Source organism: Alteromonas sp. NFXS44, from assembly GCF_040148705.1.
Classification (GTDB): Bacteria; Pseudomonadota; Gammaproteobacteria; order Enterobacterales; family Alteromonadaceae; genus Alteromonas.
Map to the genome: position 1 here is coordinate 556,902 of NZ_JAGDEA010000012.1, position 24,184 is coordinate 581,085.

14 protein-coding genes are annotated in these 24,184 nt (G+C 50.6%); 6 read left to right on the forward strand and 8 right to left on the reverse strand.

The features are described 5' to 3' along the window. Positions 1–6 precede the first annotated feature (6 nt). Positions 7–2,640: a hypothetical protein gene (locus tag J3369_RS19600; protein ID WP_349590116.1), complete on the forward strand. Its 2,634-nt coding sequence runs from the start codon at positions 7–9 to the stop codon at positions 2,638–2,640. Between the two features lie 26 nt (positions 2,641–2,666). Here the strand turns inward: J3369_RS19600 and J3369_RS19605 are convergent, their stop codons facing one another. From J3369_RS19605 to J3369_RS19630, 6 genes are all read right to left on the reverse strand, one after another. Next, positions 2,667–4,784, reverse strand: coding sequence for a right-handed parallel beta-helix repeat-containing protein (locus J3369_RS19605; protein ID WP_349590119.1), 2,118 nt, complete (start codon positions 4,782–4,784; stop codon positions 2,667–2,669). A 169-nt stretch (positions 4,785–4,953) separates the two neighbouring features. Next, entirely contained in the window at positions 4,954–7,725 is a 2,772-nt protein-coding gene (locus J3369_RS19610; protein ID WP_349590122.1) for a TonB-dependent receptor, read from the reverse strand. A 544-nt stretch (positions 7,726–8,269) separates the two neighbouring features. Next, complete coding sequence (locus tag J3369_RS19615) at positions 8,270–9,832, reverse strand: sodium/sugar symporter (protein WP_349590125.1); 1,563 nt, start codon at positions 9,830–9,832, stop codon at positions 8,270–8,272. Positions 9,833–9,880: 48 nt separating this feature from the next. Next, a complete protein-coding gene (galK, locus tag J3369_RS19620; protein WP_303572165.1) occupies positions 9,881–11,023 on the reverse strand; it encodes a galactokinase in 1,143 nt (380 codons plus the stop codon). Continuing rightward, complete coding sequence (locus tag J3369_RS19625; RefSeq protein WP_349590127.1) at positions 11,016–12,068, reverse strand: UDP-glucose--hexose-1-phosphate uridylyltransferase; 1,053 nt, start codon at positions 12,066–12,068, stop codon at positions 11,016–11,018. The genes galK and J3369_RS19625 overlap by 8 nt, the downstream gene beginning before the upstream one ends. A 111-nt stretch (positions 12,069–12,179) precedes the next feature. Continuing rightward, positions 12,180–13,235, reverse strand: a complete 1,056-nt coding sequence (locus J3369_RS19630; RefSeq protein WP_349590130.1) for an aldose epimerase family protein — start codon at positions 13,233–13,235, stop codon at positions 12,180–12,182. Positions 13,236–13,546: 311 nt separating this feature from the next. Between J3369_RS19630 and J3369_RS19635 the strand changes: the two genes are divergently transcribed. From J3369_RS19635 to J3369_RS19650, 4 genes are all read left to right on the forward strand, one after another. Then, positions 13,547–14,557, forward strand: coding sequence for a LacI family DNA-binding transcriptional regulator (locus tag J3369_RS19635; RefSeq protein WP_349590132.1), 1,011 nt, complete (start codon positions 13,547–13,549; stop codon positions 14,555–14,557). A 260-nt stretch (positions 14,558–14,817) separates the two neighbouring features. Then, a complete protein-coding gene (locus J3369_RS19640) occupies positions 14,818–15,300 on the forward strand; it encodes an RDD family protein (RefSeq protein WP_349590134.1) in 483 nt (160 codons plus the stop codon). Positions 15,301–15,385: 85 nt separating this feature from the next. Then, a complete protein-coding gene (locus J3369_RS19645) occupies positions 15,386–17,245 on the forward strand; it encodes an SLC13 family permease (RefSeq protein ID WP_349590137.1) in 1,860 nt (619 codons plus the stop codon). A gap of 99 nt (positions 17,246–17,344) precedes the next feature. Continuing rightward, complete coding sequence (locus J3369_RS19650) at positions 17,345–18,739, forward strand: M28 family peptidase (RefSeq protein WP_349590139.1); 1,395 nt, start codon at positions 17,345–17,347, stop codon at positions 18,737–18,739. Positions 18,740–18,795: 56 nt separating this feature from the next. Here J3369_RS19650 and J3369_RS19655 read toward each other — a convergent pair whose 3' ends face one another. Beyond that, entirely contained in the window at positions 18,796–19,665 is an 870-nt protein-coding gene (locus J3369_RS19655; RefSeq protein ID WP_349590141.1) for an alpha/beta hydrolase, read from the reverse strand. Between the two features lie 128 nt (positions 19,666–19,793). Beyond that, positions 19,794–21,137: an MFS transporter gene (locus J3369_RS19660; protein ID WP_349590144.1), complete on the reverse strand. Its 1,344-nt coding sequence runs from the start codon at positions 21,135–21,137 to the stop codon at positions 19,794–19,796. Positions 21,138–21,309: 172 nt separating this feature from the next. Between J3369_RS19660 and uvrA the strand changes: the two genes are divergently transcribed. After that, positions 21,310–24,132: an excinuclease ABC subunit UvrA gene (uvrA, locus tag J3369_RS19665; RefSeq protein ID WP_349590147.1), complete on the forward strand. Its 2,823-nt coding sequence runs from the start codon at positions 21,310–21,312 to the stop codon at positions 24,130–24,132. Positions 24,133–24,184 lie beyond the last annotated feature (52 nt).

Below are 24,184 nucleotides of genomic sequence, written 5' to 3' on the forward strand. Positions count from 1 at the left end.
ACTGTTATGTCTGTTGATCCGGCGACTATTTGTAACGAATTCAGAGAAAGAGTGATGATGTTTTCACGATTGATACCTAAACAGCGATTTTCTACCACGTTTCTGGCTACCACGTTGTTAGCCGCAATGGTTTCCCAACCTGCTGCCGCTTCTCCGGAAGTGAAACACCCTACCCCGGTTTCTGTATCAGACGGCAAACTACTGTGGGCCGGTGGTGAGCCGGTGTATCTGTTCGGCGTTAACTACAGCGCGCCGTTTGCCTACGGCTATCGCGCCATTTCCCGCCGGGGAATTGACCATAAAGCGGCCATCGATATGGATGTGGACCATATTGCCCGTCTGAAACTGGATGCATACCGGATCCACGTCTGGGACAAACTTATCACAGATAAACAGGGCAACATGCTTGATAACGAATATGTGGAACTGTTCGATTATCTGATGATGCGCTTGCAGGAAAGGGGTATCAAAGCCATTTTGACGCCAATCGCCTGGTGGGGAGCCGGTTATCCGGAACCCGATCCTTCCGAGCCGGGGTTTGCAGTGGGTTTCAGCAAAAACGATATGAACGAAAAGCCTGAGCTGATAAAAGCCCAGCAACGCTACCTGACTCAGTTTATGGCTCACAAAAACCGTTTTACCGGTAAAGTAATTGGCAGTGACCCTGATATCATCGCTTTTGAGCTTTTCAATGAACCTAAGCACCACCAGGCCCCTGAAAAAAGCGCTGCCTACGTTAATACTCTGCTGGCGACTGTCAGAGATACCGGTGTAACCAAGCCACTTTTCTATAACCTGTCAGAACAGGGAAATCAGCCGGATTTTGCTGAAGCGATTTGTAACAGCAATGTGGATGGTGTTGCATTTCAGTGGTATCCCACAGGCCTGCTGAAATACAGTGCACTGAATACCAATGTACTGCCTTCTGTGGCGACCTACACCAATCCTTTTGCAGATATTGATGCTTGTGCATCCAAAGCAAAAATGATTTATGAGTTTGATGCTGCTGATGTGACCCGCAGTGTAATGTATCCGGCAATGGCCCGTAGCTTCCGTGATGGCGGATTCCAGTGGGCGACCCAGTTTGCTTACGACCCTGCTGCAATAGCCGGCACAAACTCTGACTACAACACCCACTTTTTGAACTTGCTGTACACACCCTCCAAGGCCATCAGTCTGATGATAGCCGGTGAAGCATTCCGTTCATTGCCGGACGATTATCAGGCGCCTGCCTATCCTGAAAGCAACCAGTTTGGCGATGTCACACTGTCATACGACCAGGACCTGAGTCAGTACGACGACGGACAGCAATATTATTATTCTAACTCTACCACGCAGGCACCTGAAGACGCTGAACGTCTTACTCATGTTGCCGGTGTGGGCAGCTCGCCGGTGGTGAGCTACAACGGTTCGGGGGCGTATTTCCTCGATAAGCTGAGTAACGACCAGTGGCGACTGGAGGTGTATCCGGATGTCCTCACATTGCAAGATCCCCATCAAAATTCAAGCTTACAACGTGAAGTAGCCCGACTTTACTCCCATTCGCGTGAGTTTGATGTGTCCCTGGAGGGCCTCGGGAACACCTTTTTCGTCCACGGTCAAAACGAAGACAATACCGTCAGTATTCAGGCTGATGATGGCAAATTCGCCGTTTCGCCCGGCATCTATTTGCTGTCGGTAAACAAAGATACGCAACCGGTTGAGGATGCGCAGTTCTTATTACCTGCGCTCACCGCCAAAACGGCCATGGTGGTGCATCACCCTGAGCGTAAGCGCAACGTAAACGAACCGCTGACCATTACTGCAAGCGTAGAGGCCATCAGTGCATCGCCTTCGGTTACCCTTCAGCTTCGTTACGAGGGTTATAACGCCTGGGAATCCATCCCGATGACTTCAACAGACGGCGTTACCTGGCAAGCCAGTTTGCCTGATGACAAAGCATGGCAAAAACCCGGTAAACTTGAATACGCCATTACCGTGGAAGACAGCGGCGATGTGTGGACATTCCCCGGCAAGCAAAAAGGCAAGCCGCAGAACTGGGATTTTCTGAATACCGCGTTTTACCATACCTTACTGCAGCCGGAAAATACGCCGGTCACACTGTTAGACCCGGCCAGAGACCGCTCAACATTTATCGCGCCTCAGGACACCGTCAGCTGGCCTGCCAGTTCGGCAACACAAGAGGGCGCTACGGTGGTCCTCAACGTGTTTGATGAAATGATTCAGCAGGGCGGTCCGCTACTGCGTACCGATCTGGCTGTGGGCAACCGGCTGACTGACAGAAAGCTGGATGACTACGATGCCGTTGCACTTCGCGTACGTGCTTCAGGCGGAAGTGACCGCTTGCAACTGGGCTTTATCGCCAACGATGGTCTGGCTTACGGCACAGACTTCCCGGTCAGCAAAGAATGGAAAACACTGGTGATACCGCTGTCTGCCTTTAAACCGGTTCCGCTGTTATTCACCCGTGCCTATCCCACATTTATGCCTGTCACAGCTGGCCCGTTCGACCAGGCACCGCTGTCCCTGGATGCCATAACCGGTCTGCAGTTCTCGTTGCCGCCTTTAAAGCGGGCGCCAAAATCCGGTTACCGTGGTATTGAGTTGGGAGAGGTTGCCCTGATTAACACGGACAACTAACAGGATATGACCCGGCAGTCGCCGGGTCATATTTCATCCCCGCCCTGGATCAGCGCTATGTGTCTGAAGTGGATTTTACCGGCTTGCGGCGTGGCATCATTATCGAGAATAAATGTCAGATATTGATAATTACCGGCTTTGAGATACTGACCTACCGGTATAACCAAACGTTGCCAGCCGTCCTGTTCACCCAGATCATCAACAAGATGACCGTATGATTGCGAACCACCGAAGCTTAATATCACGCCGGGTCCCTGCTTTAAATTGGTATCCAGGCCTAACGCGGCGATTTCCGCCGGACCTTCAATTTTAACTGTCGCTACCAGCCGGCTGCCGGCGTCGACAGTGAACTGCCCTGCGATTTGTTTCCATGCGTTACCGGATAACGTTAATGTTGAACCATCATCGCTTATAGTCATTCCGCCATTGACGGTGTCATCCTGTTTCGCATCGTAGCTTGCCGGTGCAAACTTATTGAAATTGAGCATTTCCTCAAGTAACACATGGCTGAAAGACAAGTAAGGAGCTGCGCCGGTCACCGGGCGGGTTTTACCGGTGATCAGTCCGCCTGCGAACTTCGAAAAATTAGCAACGGTGAGACCATCAGCTATGTTCATGGTTTTCGGCGCTGCCTGTTCAGCCAGTGACTGAGCAAAGGCGGTGTTGAGCTTAGTTGAGTCGGCAAAAGGCACTGTTATATCAGCCTGAAACCGCTCGCTGGCGGTATCCAGATTAAACAGGTAATTACCTGTGAAGAGACTGCGGGCATCGAACTGCTTATCAAGAATGCTGAAGCCGGATACGTCTGTCGCCGGACCGGTGATAATCACATTGTTCACCGCATTTACCCAGAACCCGTCATCACCCTGGACATAGGATGCGGTGATACCGTTTCCTGAAGAATAAACGTAGTTGTTGAACAGGTTAACCTGCCCTTCAGGATTAGATGACACGCCGCCTGCCTTAATAGCTGCCCACATCATACCGCGCTCGTCGCCCATGCTATGAACGGTGTTGTGAAAAATATAAGACGGCCCGCGACGCACCGGCGCAACACTTATTCCGCCATAACCGTGGGAAAAATCATTGTTGTAAACCAGTACGTTGTGCTGACCACCATCCAGTTCGATAATGTCGTCGTTGGCGTAAGCAAACGTGTTGTTATACACCGCCGAGTCGCGGATGAAACCGCCATCGCTATTGAGGTTAAACCGGCTTTCCACCACATCATTAAAGCGCACCTCATCAGTACCGGTGAAGGTATTGTTGCGTAATATGATTTGCCCCTGAAAGGCTTCCTCCGGATGGTTAGCGAAAGCAAGGAAGGCATTGGTGCCTTTGGGGTGGCCGTTACCCCAGTGATTTGCGCCAAATACCGGGTCGTGCACATAACAGTTTTCTACGGTGATCACGCCACTGCGACGCATGAAGAAGGCGGAATCGTAGTTAATCTGCCGGCCCCGGTCGTCATAAGCGATGCCTTTGCGGTACTCTGCCGGGCGTCTTCCCCACTGAGAGATGTCACATCCGTTGACCCAGATGTGGTGTGCTTCTTCTGCAAAGAAACCGAGCTGCCCCCCCTGCGCTATGGTGATGTCTTCAAAATATACATAACTTTGCGCACCGATGCGGATGGCCGAAAGAGCATCCTCCGGGGCTACAATGGGTGTATTAAGATCGCCTTTAATCATGGCCCATGCACCTGGCGCACCTTCGATACCCAGCGCTTCTACATCCAGCGTGCCGCCCTGATAAATATCTTTCAGATGATATATCTTCTGAGGGTCCACCGGCGGCTTGTCAGCCCCGGTATAGAAGGAATCTGTATACAAACGGGTTCCGGCATCATCTGTCACACTCAGTTCAATGTCATAGTGTGAAGACGGCTTCAGGTACACTACGGCACCGGATAACGAGCCATTAACAGGGTCAAAGTAAAGCGGGTTAGCATCCTGCCACTGCGTAGTACCGGCTTCACGGAAACGAAGTGTATTGTCACCACCTGCGGACTGTCCGGGCAGTTCTATCCCTGCAGATTCTATTAATGGCGTGATTGTGAGTTGTTCAGGCAGTGGCTCGTCAGCACCGGCGCGGGCACTCAGTACAAAGCCGGTCAGAAAACATAACGTCAGGATACGACACATAATTGCCTCGCAAGTAAGAATAGTCAGGGGAAAACAGAACGTACGAACAGTACCGGTGACTATGCTACCAGCGGAAAGAGTTATTTACACATTAAATTGTTTGATAAACACACAATAAAGAGAAGAAGAGGCTGCCGAAAGCCAGCCTCTCTGCCTGATTGACCGGATATCAGAAACTGGTTCTGACACCGAGAGTGTAGCGGGCTCCGTCATCGATTAACTGTACAAACTGCTCTTCATAGCGGCCATGACGGGACAAGGTCTCCCCGGTCACGTTGATGCCTTCAAAGAACACCGTGAACGACTCGTTGATGTCGTAGCTGGCTGACACGTCAACCTGTCCGTAGGTTTTAGTGAACCGGGGCTCGGTTCCACCCAGCGGGCTTACCAGATCCTGCATGAACGCTTCACGGTTGTTATACGCCACACGCGCCTGCAACGGCCCCTGCTCATAAAACAGGATCAGGTTCTGGGAGTCGCCGAGACCTTCAAGGGCAAATACCTGGGTGGTGTCGCTGGCATCCAGAGACGCATCACTGTTTACAACCGTGGCATTCGCCTGAATACCAAAGCCGTTTTCAAACGTATGCAGCCACGCCAGTTCCAGCCCGTTTACGTCAGCCGTTTCGCCGTTTCCGGGTAAGCGCACGTTGAAGTCATACTGACCGCTTTGCAGGTTCAGCGTTTGTGTTTCCACTGTCGCAACAATGAAATCTTCCACTTCCTTGGTGAATGCTGCCACTGCCAGATAGCTGGTATCGGCGTAGTACCACTCCAGAGAGAGATCCATGTTGGTGGATAAAAAGGGCTTAAGACGGGCATTTCCTGATTCTGCCTGAAGGTTACCCGGACGGGTTACGGTAACATTAAACGCCGGCACCATGTCGCTCATGGTAGGCCGCGTAAGGGTTTCAGAAAAGCCGACCCGTAACATCAGGTCGTCTGTCAGCTCCATGCGAGCATTGATATTCGGCAGAATGTTCGAGTAACTGTTCGACTCGCTGATGGGTACACCTTCGTCGGTCGCGTACACATCGCTGTAGTCTGACGGATCATTAGGAATGGGCAACACATCCAGCAATTCACGGCCATAACCGCCCACCGACGTATCTGTCTGACTGAACCGTAAGCCGAAGTTAATATCCACCGGCATATCTGAAATCAACATGCTGAAATAGAGCTGGGAATACACACTCAGCACTTCTTCCTGCACACTGAAGGAGTTACTGCCTAAGGCAGGATTATTGATGCTCTCGGCATCAATAAGCGCCCGCACTTCTTCCGGCGTTTGTCCCGACGCTTCCGATATCTGCTGTACCGCTTCGTCAGAAATAGCGTACTCGAAATAGGCCTCCGGATCGTAAGTTATCCACTGCTGACTGGCCTGCGGGAAAAAATTCTCTGCGGTAAAAATGCTCAGCAGAGAATCCGGAATATCATACTGGTAGCCGCAATAGATGCTGCACAAACTGGATGAAACACTGTTATTTTGCTTCTGCCGGTCCTGGTAATACACGCCAAATTCCATTTTTGCGAAGGCATTGTTGGAGTCCGGCAGCCAGGTAAAATCAGCCCGCATTTCATCAATGGTATCTTCTACGTCAAAACCTTCGCGGTTAGCAACGTGCAGACGTCCCGCAGCGAAGTCCTGCAAAGCGGCATCGCCGCCGTCAATAGTGATGACAGGTACGCTGCCGGAGTAGTCAATGCTGTAAGCGTTGTTGTAACCCACCACGTTAAAGTTATTGGCACCACCGCTGGCATTTTCGGCTTTTGACGTCGAAATGTCGAAATTTGCCGTAAGGTAATCGGTTACATTCCAGTCCAGATTAATGCCGTATGCTTTGATTTCAACATTTCTCGAGAAGCTGCTGCTGATAAAATCTGTGGCACCGCCAACACCGTCAACCAGAGTGCTGTCGAGAGAAACCACACTGCCATTTTCACTAAATACCAGGTTGTCCAGGTTACTGTCAGACAACCAGTGCCCCACACTCGTGGCGCTGGAATCCACTTCAAACTTGGAATACAGGCCGTCAACTTTCAGGATCATATTGTCCTGCAGTGCATACTGCATCACCAGGTTTCCGCTGGTACGCTGACGGTGAGCAAAGTCCACCCGCTGATCATAATTCTGCGGTATATAGACACCATTAAATTGTGCTGAATCTGCATAGGCCGGATTATCCCGTTCCGAACGGTTGGTCAGACTCACATTGGGACGCCAGTAATTAGACTGCAATGTATTGTTCTGTGCTTTACGTTCCTGATAAGAAGCAGCAAATAAAAGTCCGAGGCGGTCATCAAGGAAACGGTTAGTCACCAGTCCGGATACCTGCGGCGTGATCTCCTCAGACAATTCTTCATACATGCCTTTGGCGCTGGCGGCACCGGCAAAGCCTTCGAAGTCAAACGGCTTCGCGGTTGTTACATTCACAGTAGCTCCAATACCGCCTTCCTGCATGGAAGCGACAGGGCTTTTATACACATCAGCTCCGCTGATCAATTCGGCAGGCAGTGTGTCAAAGCTGAATTCCCTGCCCTGATTTTCTGTCGCGATCTGACGGCCATTCACCAGGACGGTATTAAATTGCGGCCCGAAACCCCGGACCGTGATGAACTGGCCTTCACCGCCACTGCGGTCAATAGCCACACCGGTAATACGTTGCAGAGATTCCGCCACGTTCTGGTCAGGAAACTTCCCCAGGTCTTCTGCTGAAATACCATCAGAAACCACATCTGCGGCTTTCTTATTCAGCATGGATTCTTTCAGTGAGTTTTTAAAACCTCTCACTTCAATCACCTCAACCCCTTCTGCTTCCTGAGCGAATGATGGTGTGAGGTGCAGAGCAGCAAAGACCGCGAGCCCGGTTTTAGATAACTGTCGCAAAGGATTTAAATAAAATGTGTGTGAATTCGATGGTGAAGATGTGCGCGTCAAAATTCGCTCTCCTTATAGTATTACCCTCGTAAAACCGAATCACGAATACAAAAAGCAACAGGAGAAGCCTGAACATCTATGCGAAACCACTTTTGAAACATCGCAACATCCATACTGCGGACGACCAGCCTTTCCTCCCCTCTTCGTGATACTACGTACAATTTCAGCGGGCGGAATCTGTCACATCGGGTGCCCGGTAATTGCCGCACCGCGCTGTGACTTTCTGAATCAATTTTCAAAAAGCAAAAAAAGGTAAAACGTTAACCAGAAAGCCGTGCTCTCTGTACCTCAGCATGGTTTACCTGTTGATATACCAGCCGGAATACAGGAATAACGTTCACCCTGTCTCGCCGGGATCCTCTTATACGGGAAAGCAAGTTCAGTGTAAATAAATTGTAAAACTTAATTATTTAAGTTTCACTTATGAAACTTTACTTAACTTTAAATAAACATTAAATTTAAGTGGCTTTTGGCCCGAATCATTTCTGATAGCACAAAAAAACCGCCCGGAGGCGGTTTTCAATTCATACTCACCGGCGATTTATTACCACCAGGTAATGTAGAACGCTGCTGTCACCAGTGTGATTGCAATGGCTGCGATATTGAAGCCGGAGGACGTAGCAAAGCTGACTTCACCCAGTTCAATCGCATTGTCGTGGTTGCCCTTTTTCTCAGACAGAGAAATCAGCACGGCCAGACCCACACACATCAAAAATACAATGCCTACACGGTCAATGAAGGGAACGTCAGGGAAGAACATACGGCCCGCAAGGCTGAAGAAGAACGACCCCAGCGCAGCAACCAGACCACCATTTGCAGTGGTTTTCTTCCAGAACATACCCAGCGCGAACAGGGCAACAATGCCCGGCGTGAAGAAGCCGGTAAACTCCTGAATGTACTGGAACGCCTGATCAAAGTTGCCCAACAGTGGTTTTGCTACCAGCATGGCAATAATTAATGATACCAGGCTCACAATCCGGCCCACTTTCACATAGTGGTTTTGCGATTTATCAGGGTTTTTAGGCTTGTAGAAATCCATGGTAAAGATGGTAGACACACTGTTGGTCATTGATGCCAGTGAAGACACGATGGCCGCGACCAGTGCAGCAAAGATCAAACCTTTCAGACCAACCGGCATTAATGTCATCAAAGACGGGTAAGCCTCATCAGCACGGTTCAGATCCGGCACCAGTATGACCGCAGCAATACCCGGTAACACCACAATCAAAGGCATCAGCAGCTTAAGGAATGCCGCAAACGCGATCCCTTTCTGCGCTTCTTTAACGCTTTTAGCAGCCAGAGTACGCTGGATGATGTATTGGTTAAAGCCCCAGTAAGACAGGTTCATGATCCACATACCGCCAATCAATACAGAGATACCCGGCAGGCTCTTATAATGCGGATTATCTTCAGAAAGAATCATATCGAATTTTTCCGGCAGACGGTTTGTGATATCAACAAATCCCTGAATCACACCGTTACCGTCACTGATCAGGTTCAGCGCAGTGTATGACAGGAATAGACCGCCCAGCACTAACAACACTACCTGGATGATATCGGTCATGGCCACAGCCTTCAGGCCGCCGTACAGTGAATAGGCCAGTGAAAACACGCCAAGGAACAACATACCGTACATCATGTCCACGCCGGCGATGGTATTAATAGCCAGCGCACCCAGCCACAATACAGCCGTGAGGTTCACAAATACGTACACTGCCAGCCAGAATACCGCCATTACGACACGCACACGGTGATCATAGCGCTGTTCCAGGAACTGGGGCATGGTGTAAATTTTATGCTTCAGGAAGATTGGCAGGAAGAACTTACCAACAATCAGCAACGTTATGGCTGCCATCCACTCATAAGAAGCTATGGCTAAACCGATGGTATAACCAGAGCCGGACATTCCGATGATTTGTTCAGCGGAAATGTTAGCAGCGATCAATGATGCCCCAATCGCCCACCAGGGCAGGCTTGAGCCAGCAAGGAAGTAATCATTGGTATCCTTCTCATGGCCTTTCTCCTCGCGGGAGACCCACCATGCGATTCCAATAAGCGCGATGACATATATCACAAAGACTGTGATATCCAACGTCTCAATGTTCATATTATTTCCCAACAGAATGTTATTTTTATCAGTATGTTATTGTGACAGTCAGGCAAACGCCCCCTGTTCAGCCGAGCAAATGTAAATGTTTTGTTTATACCCGGTCCGCGCATGATAATGTTTATTAACGGCTTCTTCTACCTGACTCAGCAGATTTTTTGGCACCAGTGCCACGACGCAACCACCGAAGCCACCGCCGGTCATCCGCACCCCCCCCTGCTGACCAATAACGTCACCGACAATTTCTACCAGCGTATCGATAGGTTTTACCGTGATTTCAAAGTCATCCCGCATGGAGGCATGTGAGGCAGCCATCAACTCACTGACGTCGGCGGTGCGATCTTCATTGAGCGCATCAAACATCGCCAGAGTACGGATATTTTCTGTGATGATATGCCGTGCACGGCGATATACCACTTCTGTCATTTTATCTTTCGCGGCGTCCAGCATGGCCATACCGGCTTCCCGCAGGCTTTTCACACCCAGCGCTTCTGCAGCCGCTTCACACTGCTGACGACGCACATTGTATTCGCTGTCTACCAGTCCGCGTTTCACATTAGAGTTAATGATGACAATGCTGTACTTGTCGGGGATTGGCGTATGTTGAATAGCCAGAGAACGGCAATCCAGCAACATGGCAGAATCTTTCTTACCCATGGCTGAAATTAACTGGTCCATGATGCCGCATGAGCAACCGACAAAGGTATTTTCCGCCTTCTGGCCGAGTAACGCAGCTTCGACCCCGTTTACGTCGAGGTTGTAAAGTGCCTTGAACATTTTCACAATCGCGACTTCAAATGACGCCGACGAACTTAATCCGGCGCCTTGCGGTACGTTACCTGTCACCACCACATCAGCCCCTTTTAAATCAGGGTAACGGGTCAGCAGCACCTTACACACACCGCGAATATAGTTCGACCAGGTCGCCTCTTTGACATGCTCAATGTTATCCAGAGAGAAAGTATTACGCTGACCGTCATAATCCAGCGCGACCACATCAATAACACGGTCATTTCTGGGCGACGCGGTGATCCAGGTACCAAAGTTAATTGCTGCCGGAAATACAAAGCCTTCATTGTAGTCGGTATGTTCGCCTATCAGGTTTACACGGCCGGGGGCCTGCACAGTGACCGCTGGGCTGCTGCCGAAAGCCGCTTCAAAAGCGGAAATAAGTTGTGCGTTATCAGTCATGGCTTCGTGCCTTCTTATAGTGAACTTCCGGTAAGTCTTTTAATCGTTGCGCTGCCTGCTCCGGGGTCAGATCCCGCTGGGCTTCTGCCATCATTTCATATCCCACCATGAATTTGCGTACCGATGCAGAACGCAATAGCGGCGGGAAGAAATGCGCATGCAGTCCCCATTCGCCATGGGCTTTATTATCGAATGGCGCACTGTGCCAGCCCATAGAGTAAGGAAAAGAAGTCTCGAACAGGTTGTCGTAACGGGTAGTAATGTTGCCAATGATTTCAGCCAGGCTCTGTTGCTGGCCGGCGGTTAAAGCAAGCAGTGAACTGGCTTCAAAACGGGGTAACAGCAGTGTTTCAAACGGCCACGCTGCCCAGTACGGTACCACAACAGCCCAGTCATCATTTTTGCAAACAACCCGTTCATCAGCCTCTGTTTCGCGCTGCACGTAATCAAGCAATAAACTGGTGCCGTATTTTTCGGTATACGCCGTAAAGCGGGCTTGTTTCTTTTCCGCCAGCGTAGGTAAATGATGCTGTGCCCACACCTGACCATGGGGATGGGGGTTTGAACACCCCATCAGTGCACCTTTGTTTTCAAATACCTGTACCCAGGTGTAATCTGCACCCAGTTCTTCAGTTTGTTTAACCCAGCATTTCACCACGTCAAGACGCTCTGCGTCGCTGAGCTCAGGCAGGGTTTTGCTGTGGTCGGGTGAGAAACAAATAACCCGGCTGCAGCCCTGTTCAGCCTGAAAAGTGAAAAGGGGATCATCGGATGATGCATCCGGCGTATCCTGTTGCAGGGCAGCAAAATCGTTCGTGAATACATAAGTACCGGTATAGGCCGGGTTCAATTCACCGTTCACGCGGGTATTGCCGGGACACAGATAGCAGGTTTCGTCGTATTGCGGACGCTCTTCATTTGAAGGCGGTTCATTCTGGCCCTGCCACGGACGCTTTGCACGGTGGGGAGACACTAACACCCACTCTCCCGTCAGCGGATTAAACCGGCGGTGAGGATGGTCGGTCGGGTCAAATGCTGTTTTCATTGCTTCTCTCATTACTCTGCTACCCTCTTGTGCCTTAAGCCCGCACAAATCAGGTAAACGTTTAACCTTTTAAAATAAATCTTTCCTGTGAAATCACAGGAAAGTGGGTAATTATTGCGTTGAAAAACCGTATTTTATGCGCGTTACATGGGCTTCCCCCGGCTCAACCCAGCCCAGAGGAAACGACGGCTGATTAGGCGTATCAGGAAATGCCTGCGGTTCCAGACACAGTGCACCGTCATCGGTAAACGTTGCAGTATCACCGGATGCGCCACTCAATCCGTTGGCGCTGTAAAACTGAATGCCCGGCGTGTTAGTCCATACCGTCATCACACGGCCGCTGGTTTCATCGACAACCTGCGCTGCAGGCTCATCTTCATCCGCAGGAAAAGTATCGAGCACAAAATTATGGTCGTACCCGCTGCCCGCGCGTATTTGCGCATCATCTGCGCCGATATCCTGACCAACAGGTTTTAATTTCCTGAAATCAAAAGGTGTACCGCTGACTTCCTGTAATTCTCCGGTTGGCACAAATTCAGGTCCCACCGGGGTAAATCTGCCGGCATTAATCATCACTTTATGGGCAAGCACATCACCGCGTCCGGCAAGATTAAAGTAGCTGTGAGTGGTAAGACTTAACGGCGATTTCGCCGTACTGTTTACTGTCATTGTCAGCAGCAGTTCGTTGTCATTATTCAGCGCATAGACAGCTTCAATGTGCCGTGTGCCCGGAAAACCACCTTCCCCGTCAGCGCAATCCAGCGACAGGATTAACGTAGCAACCTTATCACTACTGTCAGTGGCGGCCTGCCAGCACTTTTTGTTAATACCGGCGCTGGCGCTGTGTAAATTATTTGTGCCTGAATTCTGCTCCAGTTCGTACATTGTGTCGCCAATAGCAAAACGTCCGTTTGCAATGCGGTTAGCGTAAGGCCCCACAAGTGCCCCTAAAAAAGCGCCATCTTTAACGTAGTCGTCAATGCTTTCAAAACCGGCGACAACATTCGCGAAGTTACCGTCTCTGTCCGGTACCAGAATAGCCGTGACAATGCCGCCATAGTTGGTGATCTTCACGGTCATTCCGTTGTCATTTGTCAGGGTAAACAAGCTGACGGGCTTGTCATTTACTTGTCCGAACGGGGCTTGAGTTATCTTTGGCAAAATCACATTCTCTGAAAATCGTTTCTGTAAGCCCTACTGTGCCTGAAATCCGGTCATTCACACAACGCTTACGTTAAACATTAACACATACGCAACAAATAGGGTATACGTTTTCCCTCTTTTTGAAAAGGCTCTGTTAAAGGATTTTTGCCTTTGTGAAAGCATTCGTCAGGATTTTTTTAATGCAATCGGTTGAAATATTCATAAGATAGACGGCAAATAAATGAAAACATTTACCCTTAGTCCGGTGAGCCAAGCGAGATTTCTTAAAACAATTCCGCTGAGCAAACCTGTACAAGGGCCGCACTGGCTACACAATGGCAACAATAAAAGATATCGCTACCGCCGCGGGCGTGTCACTGGCAACTGTGTCACGGGTTATCAATAACGGCCCCAAAGTAGGCGACGCCACACGGGAACGTGTGAAAAAAATCATGGAAGAAATGGGCTACCGGCCGAATGCCAATGCCCGCGCACTGGTAACAAAGCGCAGTGCATCTTTGGGTGTTGTGATCCCCGAATTCCATGATCCCTTCTTCGCCACCCTGGCCCATGGTATAGAAACCGTTACCCGTAAACAGGAAGTCCAGATCCTGCTCAGTGCCGGTTCCATTGAGCAGGCGACAGAACGCAGGGCAATTGAAACTTTGCTGGAACACCGGGTTGAAGCCATGGTAGTGCACAGCAAAGCGTTACCGGACGAAGAGATTATTCAGTTTGCGTCTCAGATCCCCGGGTTCATGCTGATAAACCGGTATATTCCTGAAATCGCCAACCGCTGTGTCTGGCTGGATAACGAAGCCGGCGGGCAAATCATGGCTGAACACATGATAAAACAGGGTCATAGCAAACTGGCAGTGATTTCAAGCCGTTATCAAATTGCTGACCCCGCCATGCGGTTACAGGGAATACGCAATGCGATGGCAGAGTTCGGCCTTTCTGTTCCTGACAGTCATATTGAATATGGTACGCCGGATCAGGAAGGAGGCGAGCAGGCTGTGCAGAATTTGCTGGCAAGGGGGATCGAGTTTACCGGCATAATGGCCTACAACGACGCCATGGCTTCCGGCGCGATGTCTATGTTGCAGGATCACAACCTGGAGATTCCCGGGCAGGTGTCTGTGATCGGATATGATGACGTTCTGCTGGCAAAATACTGTCGCCCGAAACTTACCACTCTGCGCTACCCGATAGAAATGATGGCAGCCCGCGCCGCCGGACTGGCTTTGAGCTATGCCAGCGGGAATACAACAACATCAGAAGACACTTACAAGTACACCCCGACCATTGTTAAACGGGAATCAGTGGGACGCCCGCCTTCAAGGTAAAGATCAGTCAAGATAGGTAAAGTCGCTCGAAAGCTGCTGAAAAGGGTGAAATGATAGCTCCGGCAGTCACCGGATTGTGGCTGTCAGGGAAAACCTGAAGCCCTGTAACCCCATTACCAGCGTTTTCATGGTTTCCTGCTCTCTTTTGCGAGAATACCTAGGGCGCTTCATGCGCCCTTTTTTTGTGGCCTTTTGTTTTTTCTCCGATTCCCTGACATTATGTGCTCCTGGCATCACGCAGGAAAACATAAGGAGCATTCATGGCAGAATTTGAGGAAGTCACACAGGCAGCAACAGAAGAACGTCTGGCATCACGGGGAGAAAGGTTTGCTGCGGCTGTCATTGATGTAGTGATTTCGATACTCGCATCCCTTCCGTTTTTCTTCTACACAGGCCTTGAAGCCCTCGAAAACCCCGATATGACCTTAGTGGTCACCGGCCTTGTTTACAGTATTCTGATTTATATCTTGATTAACGGATACCTGTTGTTTCATTTCGGTCAAACGGTAGGAAAGCGTTTTTTGAATATCCGGATAGAAGATTTACAGGACCGTCAGGCTGGTTTAGGCCGTATTCTGCTGATGCGGTTCCTGCCGGTTCAGGTTGTCACCAACATGCCTTTTATTGGCGGCATACTTGGCCTTATCAACATTGCATTTATCTTCAGGAAGGACCATCGCTGTGTTCATGATCATATTGCCGGCACCCGTGTATGCCGTGTACCGGATGAACTCAGGGTTTAACTGATCCTGCGCATATCAGGGTCTGTTCAGACAGGCACAGGCAGAGTAAGCTGAGAATTCTTTCATTCTCACACGGAATAAGCCTGTGTTTGCACTGGACGCATCCCTTCATGCCTGGTTTGTATTCGGGCTGATAGCCCTGGCTGCAGCAGCCATGCTCAGCAATAAAGTGCGCTACGATTTTATTGCCATCGGGGTCATTTCAGCCCTCACCCTAAGCGGCATCATGTCTGCCCGCGAGGCGGTATCCGGCTTCGGCAACAGCGTGGTTGTACTGATTGCCGGTCTGCTGGTCATCGGTGAAATGCTGGATAAAACCGGCGTAGCCAGTATCACTGGCGACATCATTCAGTCTGCCGGCAAGAAGAGCAAACACGGCCTGCTGGCCATTATTATGCTTGCCAGCGCCTTTCTGAGTGCCATCATGAGCTCCACTGCGGTGGTGGCGATTTTCATTCCTGTCATTCTCGGTATTGCAAAACGCAATCAGCTGCCTGCGTCGTCACTGTTGCTTCCCATGTCATTCGCCGCACTGGTGTCAGGAATGCTCACACTGATTGCCACGCCGCCAAATCTGGTGATCAGCGCCAGGCTTAGTGAGTCCGGCTACGCACCTTTAGGGTTCTTTTCCTTCTCGTTACCAGGCTTGCTTATTCTTGCTGCCACCATTATTTTTGTTGTCTTTGCAGGCCGCAAATTACTGCCACAGAACGATGCTGCGCAGGTTCCGGATATCTATCACCGGAAACTGGCGCATTTGATGGAAGATTACCGCAGCGACCGCGAAATCACTGATGTAATGATAAGCGCCAAAAGTGCATTGAACGACGTGACTGTCGGGATGAGCGAACTCTATACCGGTTACGGCATCCGCATTATCGGCATTGCCCGCCATCAAAACGGACAACATCAGTATTTCACGGCGCCCCACGCCGGTTTTGTGTTATCGGAAAAAGATATTCTTCATCTTTCAGGCGATCCGGAGCAACTTCACACGGCCTGTACTTCGCTTCAGCTACAGCCGGTAACACTGTCGGCAACGCAGAAACAACAGGAAAACTGGGAGCTTGGTGCAACAGCAGTGCTTATTCACCCGAATTCCCGGCTGGCAGGTAAGACAATTAAGGATGTACGGTTCCGCGACCGGTATCACCTGGATGTCATTGGCCTTCGCCGCAATCAGCAGGCCATTCCGGCTGCAGAAGACGTGCGGCTGGCCCCGTCTGACAGCCTGCTGGTAACCGGCGCCTGGAAAAACATTAAAGCGTTGGAAGATCAGAACCACGACTTCGTTGTCCTTGAACGGGCCTCAGAAGGGGATGACGTTGCACCGGCTTATAAAAAAATGCCGCTGGCACTCATTATTGTTGCCGCGATGGTGTTGATTTCGTTGTTCAATGTCATGCCACTGGTCATCGCCGTTCTGATGCTGGTAGCGGTGGCAGTAACAGGTCGGTGCTTATCTGCTGAAGAGGCTTACAGGGCGATACACTGGCAGTCACTGGTACTGATTGCCGGCATGCTTCCCCTTGCCACGGCCCTGGACACCAGCGGCGGGACGCAAATAATCGTCGGTATGTTGATGACACTGGCGGGAGGAAAAGATCCGCAAGTACTACTGGTGCTGCTGTTTTTTATTACCGTAGTACTCACCAACTTTCTTTCTAATACCGCATCAGCGGTACTGATGGCCCCGATTGCCATCACCGCTGCAGAACAGGCGGGAGTATCTCCCTATCCGCTGGCAGTGACTGTGTTGTTTGCTGCCTCTGCGGCATTTCTAACCCCTGTGGCCTCGCCGGTGGTCACGCTGGTGGTAGAGCCGGGCCGGTACCGTTTCATCGATTTCATTAAGCTGGGCACACCGCTCCTTTTGATAGTATTCGCAGTTACATACTGGTTTGTTCCTCTGGTGTTTCCCTGGCAGGGCAACGCCCCCCTTTAATCCTTTGCATTGCTGTAACGGTCGTAAAAACCGTGAATTGCGAACACAACAGGCGTTAAAGTAGGGTTCTAAACCCGCTTCCGCTACACAGGAACAACAATGAAAAATAAAACCCTGCTGGCACTGCTCACCGGTGCCTGTTTCGCGCTTCCTCTGCAAAGTCAGGCAGTCACTGACGATCAGAAAGTCATTCTGGATTTATTACAAACCAACGCAAGACAGGACAATCTGTCTTATCAGATCATCGAATCTCTGACCACAGAAGTCGGCCCCAGGCTTGCCGGGACACCCGGTTCTGAAAAGGCTGTCGTGTGGGCTCAGGACACCATGAAGCGCCTGGGTTTCGATAAGATATGGATTGAAGAAAGTAAGGTTCCGCTGTGGACCCGCGGCGATTTAACCGCGTCGATATCTGCCCCTTACCCGCATAAAGTCACAGCGCTGGCACTTGGCGGCAGTGTGGGAACAGACGGTAAACCGCTCGAAGCTGAAGTTGTCCGGTTTGCTACGCTGGACGCACTGAAAGCCGCCAAACCCGGTTCTCTTGATGGCAAAATAGCCTATGTGGCTTACCGCATGGAACGCCACAAAGACGGACACGGCTACGGTAAAGCCGTTGGCGCCAGAGTAGCCGGTGCATCCATTGCTGCTGAAAAAGGCGCTCTAGCATTTCTGTTACGCTCAGTAGGCACCGATGACAACCGTCTTGCTCACACCGGGGTGATGCAATACGAAGAAAACATCAAACGCATTCCTGCTGTGGCGATTTCAAATCCCGACGCAGATCTACTGGATAACATGCTGTCCCGTGATGAACCGGTCATGTTTTCACTCAATACGTCTGCCAGCGGGCCTACGGGCCGCGTAGCGAGCATCGCTAATGTTATCGGCGATGTGACCGGCAGTGAACACCCTGAAGAAGTTGTCACGCTGGGTGCGCACCTGGACAGCTGGGATGTGGGCACCGGCGCCATTGATGACGGTATCGGCATTGGCATTACGCTGGCAACAGGCCATTACATTGCTGAATTACCACAGCGTCCGGCCCGCACTGTACGGGTAATTCTGTTTGCTGCTGAAGAAATCGGACTCTACGGAGCTAAAGACTATGTTGTACAGCATAAGAATGATATGGATAAGCACATCATTGGCGCAGAGTGGGATTTTGGTAACGGCGCTATTTACGAACTGGCTCCGGGCGTGGGCACACAGGCACTGTCTGAAGTGCGCGACTTTGCTGAATACCTTGCACCTTACGGTGTAGGAATGTCAGACAAAAACGACGCTAAGGGCCAGTCAGACATGAGCGCACTGGGCGAAGCCGGTCAGCCGGCGATTAACTTCTCTCCGGACGGCAATGATTATTTCGATTACCACCACACTGAGAACGATACGCTGGATAAAGTTGAGCCGGAAGCACTGAAGGTAAATACCGGGATCTTCAGCGCCTTCGCATTCTGGGCTGCAACCTCAGAAACTAACTTCAGAAAATAGCCTGAAACGAAAAAGAGCGGCCATGCCGCCCTTTTGCCTGTTGCGCCGCGTAGTCTTTATCTGACGGATTTCAGCGAGCGCACGAACATCCGGTACTGCCCTTTCACATCGGGATATGTCATAGACTTGTTGTGCTTACCGCCCGGTACAACGTAAATCCACTTATCCATACTGGGTGACACTTCATACAACTCCCGGCTGAACGTGATCGGCGTAGTCCGGTCTTTGTCTCCTACCACCAGGAAAAGCGGCTTATCAAACTGACGGATAAAATCATCGTTTTCGATAATTGCCAGTTCCGGAGACACTTTCAGAAAAGTGAATGTTTTAGTCCAGTCCGGCACCATGTTCTGCACAACATCATTCACTTTGTTAATTGCACTGTCGAGTACCAGACCATCGATGTCCCGCTTCACCGCTACATAGCTGGCGAAGATAGTCCCCATGGAAATGCCGTGTACCACCGTAGGTAAATCATTAGCAAACACTTCTTTGGCATAATCGTAAACCAGCAGAGAATCCCGTTTGAGATTGTACATTCTTGCTCTTTTGGCCTTATCGCTGGCCCCCGTGCCCTGATAATCCACCCACAAGACATTCGCCGGCAGCTTTCCGAACTCGTGCAACAGCGCTGAATTTTTACTGATGGTCATGCCATTATCGGCAAATAACACAACGTTAACGATAGGGTCCGGATACGCCACAGCCACACCTTTAAGTGTCAGCTCTTCACCATTCACGATTTCTACCGTGGTAATGGTCATCGCCGCTTCATCTTTATTCACAGCCTGACTCAGTGCAGTGGTATCAAGGCCGGACGTGGAGGCATCCTGATGCAGGAAACTGGAAGAACTGACATCAATAGCACAGCCCGAAAGCTGAAAGACACATGCCAGCAAAAGAAAATTACGAACCAATCTGAACACTTAACTCTACGCTCATTTAACTATCAGGGACATTACAGCAGGATACATTACAGTAATCCGCTGCCGCCGCAAAGTAATCAGGATACGGCAGCAACGGAAATCAGGATTAATACCGTACAGATGAGACATCAGGCGTATTTTGCCAGCAGCGCCCGCGCGGCCGACGTATCAAATGCTTTGGTGATTTTCAGATAAACTGCACTTTCATCACGGGAAGCCACCACTTCATGGACACCTTCCAGTTTATGCAGTTCAGTTTCCAGTACCGTAGGATCAACCTTATCGAATGATACCTGCATGGAAAGCCGCTTTAGCTTCATCACTTCTTTCAGGCCAAACAGTATGACCATCCAGACACACGCACCGATGGCGCCTGCGAGGTAAGCGGTTTTAGGTGTCCAGATGTCGGTCACAACGCCGGACAACACACCGCCCAGGAACGCTCCGAAGAACTGAAAGCTGGCATAAATGCCCATTGCACTGCCCTTCTGCCCGGCCGGAGCAATAGTAGAGACCAGTGCCGGCAGGCTGGCTTCAAGATAGTTAAACCCGGTAAAAAACAGAATGACGGCGGCAAACACGACCCACATGTGGTGGTCCTGCATATTCAGCATCAGAAAAGCGGTCATCATCAAGGCTGCAGCGGTAATCACCACGGATTTCGGCGTTTGTCCCCGGCTGATCCCCATCAGCACTATCAGACCGATAATCGACACGGCTAATACCGGTAAATAAATCATCCAGTGGCTCTCCAGTGTCATATCAAACTGAGTCAGGGTAATGGGCAACTGAACAAATAACAGGGTTATCATCATATGTAACGCCATCACGCTGACATTCAGTCGCCAGAGCTGGGGTGAAACAAACAGAGATTTGATTTCAGAAACATGCGGAAGGGTATCTCCGCTGGCGCTGATACTGACATCAGGCACCACCCATTTGACCAGCGGCATACAACAAATAGCAAGCACACCGGTGACACCAAATACACCGGACAATCCCCAGTTCTGGGCAATTAAGGGACCGACCAGTACCGCAAGATAGAATGAGAAACCAATGGCAATACCAATGACGGCCATGACTTTGGCACGCTGGGTTTCACGGCTCACGTCAGTGGCCAGCGCCATAATTGCACCGGCAATAGCACCCGCCCCCTGCAGGATACGTCCTGCAATCATCATCACCATACTGTCGGCTGATGCGGCGATGAAAGAGCCGGCGGCAAAAATACACAGTCCGAGCAGAATAACCGGTTTGCGGCCCCAACGGTCTGACATCATGCCCATGGGAATTTGCAGCGCTGCCTGAGTCAGTCCGTAACCACCTATCGCCAGACCCACCAGCAAAGGTGAATAATCAGGGTAATCCATCGCCGCCACGGCCAGCACGGGCATGACCATAAACAGCCCCATCATGCGCAATACATATACCAGCGCCAGTGCTAATGCGGCGCGAACTTCAAGTGCGTTCAAGTGTGTTCCCGTGCTTCTCTTTCTCAGGCCGCGAAGTGTAACACAAATCCAACATTCGCCCAGTGTCTGATAATGCTCCGGGTGTGATCCCACTAATAACTTAAACGTAGTTAATGATTAATTTTCGTGCCCGTTGTGGCATACTTTCTCTTTTGGCAATTCTCAGGCTTCAATGGATAAAATCGAAATTCGCGGTGCCCGCACCCACAACCTCAAAAACATCGATTTAACCCTTCCCAGAGACAAACTTGTTGTGATTACGGGTCTGTCTGGCTCCGGTAAATCCTCATTAGCATTCGACACACTGTACGCTGAAGGTCAGCGACGTTATGTTGAATCATTGTCGGCGTATGCCCGTCAGTTTTTATCGATGATGGAAAAACCGGACGTGGATCATATTGAAGGGTTGTCACCGGCCATTTCCATTGAACAGAAGTCGACATCGCACAACCCCCGCTCAACCGTTGGTACCATTACAGAAATTTATGATTACTTACGTTTAATGTTTGCGCGGGTCGGTACACCACGTTGTCCTGACCACGATGTACCGCTGGACGCCCAGACTATCAGTCAGATGGTAGATAAAGTGCTGTCTATGCCTGAAGGTACCAAGCTGATGCTGCTGGCACCGGTGATTCAGGAGCGGAAAGGTGAGCATGTTAAAACATTGCAGAATCTTGCTGCACAAGGCTTTATCCGTGCCCGCATCGACGGCGAAGTGTGTGATTTATCCGATCCACCCGAACTGGATTTGCGCAAGAAGCACACCATTGAAGTGGTGGTCGACCGGTTTAAAGTACGGGACGATCTGCAACTTCGTCTGGCAGAGTCCTTTGAGACAGCATTGGAACTGGCAGGCGGAAATGCCAAAGTCGCTTACATGGATGAGCCGGACGCGGACGAAATCATGTTCTCCGCAAATTTTGCCTGTCCTCATTGTGGTTACAGTTTAAGTGAACTGGAGCCACGGTTGTTCTCATTTAACAACCCTGCCGGTGCCTGCCCGACGTGTGACGGACTGGGAACAAGACAGTTCTTCGATCCGGTTCTGGTGGTCTCGAATGACGAGCTGAGTTTATCCGGCGGCGCGATCCGTGGCTGGGATAAACGAAGCTACTACTACTTTCAAATGCTGCAAGCTGTAGCCGATGCCTACAAATTCAGCCTTACAGCGCCTTTCAGCGAGCTCTCTGATGAGGCCCGCGATGTAGTGCTGTACGGTTCAAAGGGTAAGTCTCTAAACTTCAAGTACATCAACGAGCGCGGCGATGTGATGGAGCGCAAGCATCCGTTCGAAGGCATCATTCCGAATATGGAACGTCGCTACCGCGAAACTGAGTCCAATGCAGTCAGGGAAGAACTGGCTAAAAACCTGAGTCAGCAACCCTGTAACAGCTGCGGCGGAACACGACTGCGTACGGAAGCGCGAAACGTATTTATTGAAGGCACCAATCTGCCGAAAATCGCAGATATGTCTATCGCAGACGCCTTTAATTTCTTTGAAACACTGAGTCTGAGCGGGCAGAAAGCGCAGATTGCCGAGAAGATTTTAAAAGAAATTCTCGACCGCCTGGGCTTCCTGGTTAACGTAGGTCTGAATTACCTGTCTATGTCCCGCAGTGCCGACACCCTTTCAGGCGGTGAAGCGCAACGTATCCGTCTGGCCAGCCAGATTGGTGCCGGACTTGTCGGCGTTATGTACGTCCTCGATGAACCTTCTATCGGTCTGCACCAACGTGATAACGAACGCCTGCTGAAGACGCTCACGCACCTGCGGGATTTAGGTAACACCGTATTAGTGGTCGAGCACGATGAAGATGCTATCCGCGAGGCGGATTACATTGTTGATATCGGCCCCGGCGCCGGTGTTCATGGTGGTCAGGTCATTGCTGCCGGCACCATGCAGGACATTCTTGACAGTGAAGACTCACTTACCGGCAAATATCTGTCTGGTCGTGAGAAAATTGAAGTACCGGAAAAGCGCAACTGTGCGAAAGATGATAAATGGTTAACGCTGACAGGTGCCTCAGGCAACAACCTGAGAGATGTAACCCTGAAGATCCCGGTTGGCGTAATGACCTGTGTTACCGGCGTATCGGGCTCAGGCAAATCGACGCTGATTAACGATACCTTCTTTAAAATTGCGCACCGCGAACTGAATAAAGCCACCACATCTGAGCCGGCTCCGTACAAAACCATGGAAGGGCTGGAAATGATGGATAAAGTGGTCGACATCGATCAGAGCCCGATTGGCCGTACGCCCCGTTCGAATCCGGCCACTTACGCAGGCATTTTTACATCCATCCGTGAATTGTTTGCCGGAACACAGGAAGCCCGTTCACGGGGTTACAAAGTGGGCCGCTTCAGCTTTAACGTAAAAGGTGGCCGCTGTGAAGCCTGTCAGGGCGACGGTGTCATTAAGGTAGAAATGCACTTCCTGCCAGACGTATATGTGCCATGTGATGTGTGTAAAGGTAAACGGTACAACCGTGAAACGCTGGAAATTCAGTACAAAGCAAAGAACATCCACGAAGTGCTGGAAATGACGGTGGAAGAGGCCAGAGAGTTCTTTGACGCCATTCCAGCCATTGCCCGTAAGCTGCAAACACTGATTGATGTAGGCTTGTCATACGTGCGTTTAGGCCAGGCTGCAACAACGCTGTCCGGTGGTGAAGCACAACGGGTGAAACTGGCAAAAGAATTGTCGAAGCGGGACACCGGCCAGACACTTTACATTCTGGATGAACCGACTACCGGTCTGCATTTCCATGATATTAAACAGTTGCTGGCTGTACTGCACCGCTTGAGAGATCATGGCAACACTGTCGTGGTCATTGAGCACAATCTGGATGTTATCAAAACCGCTGACTGGCTTGTCGATCTTGGCCCCGAAGGCGGTTCAGGGGGCGGTCAGATCATCGCAGAAGGTACACCGGAAGACATTGCTAAAGCGAAGCAGTCTCATACCGGCCGGTTCCTGAAGCCGATGCTGTAAAAAACAGCTTCTCTGAAAAGCGGCGTGATCCGTTAAGGACACGCCGCTTTTT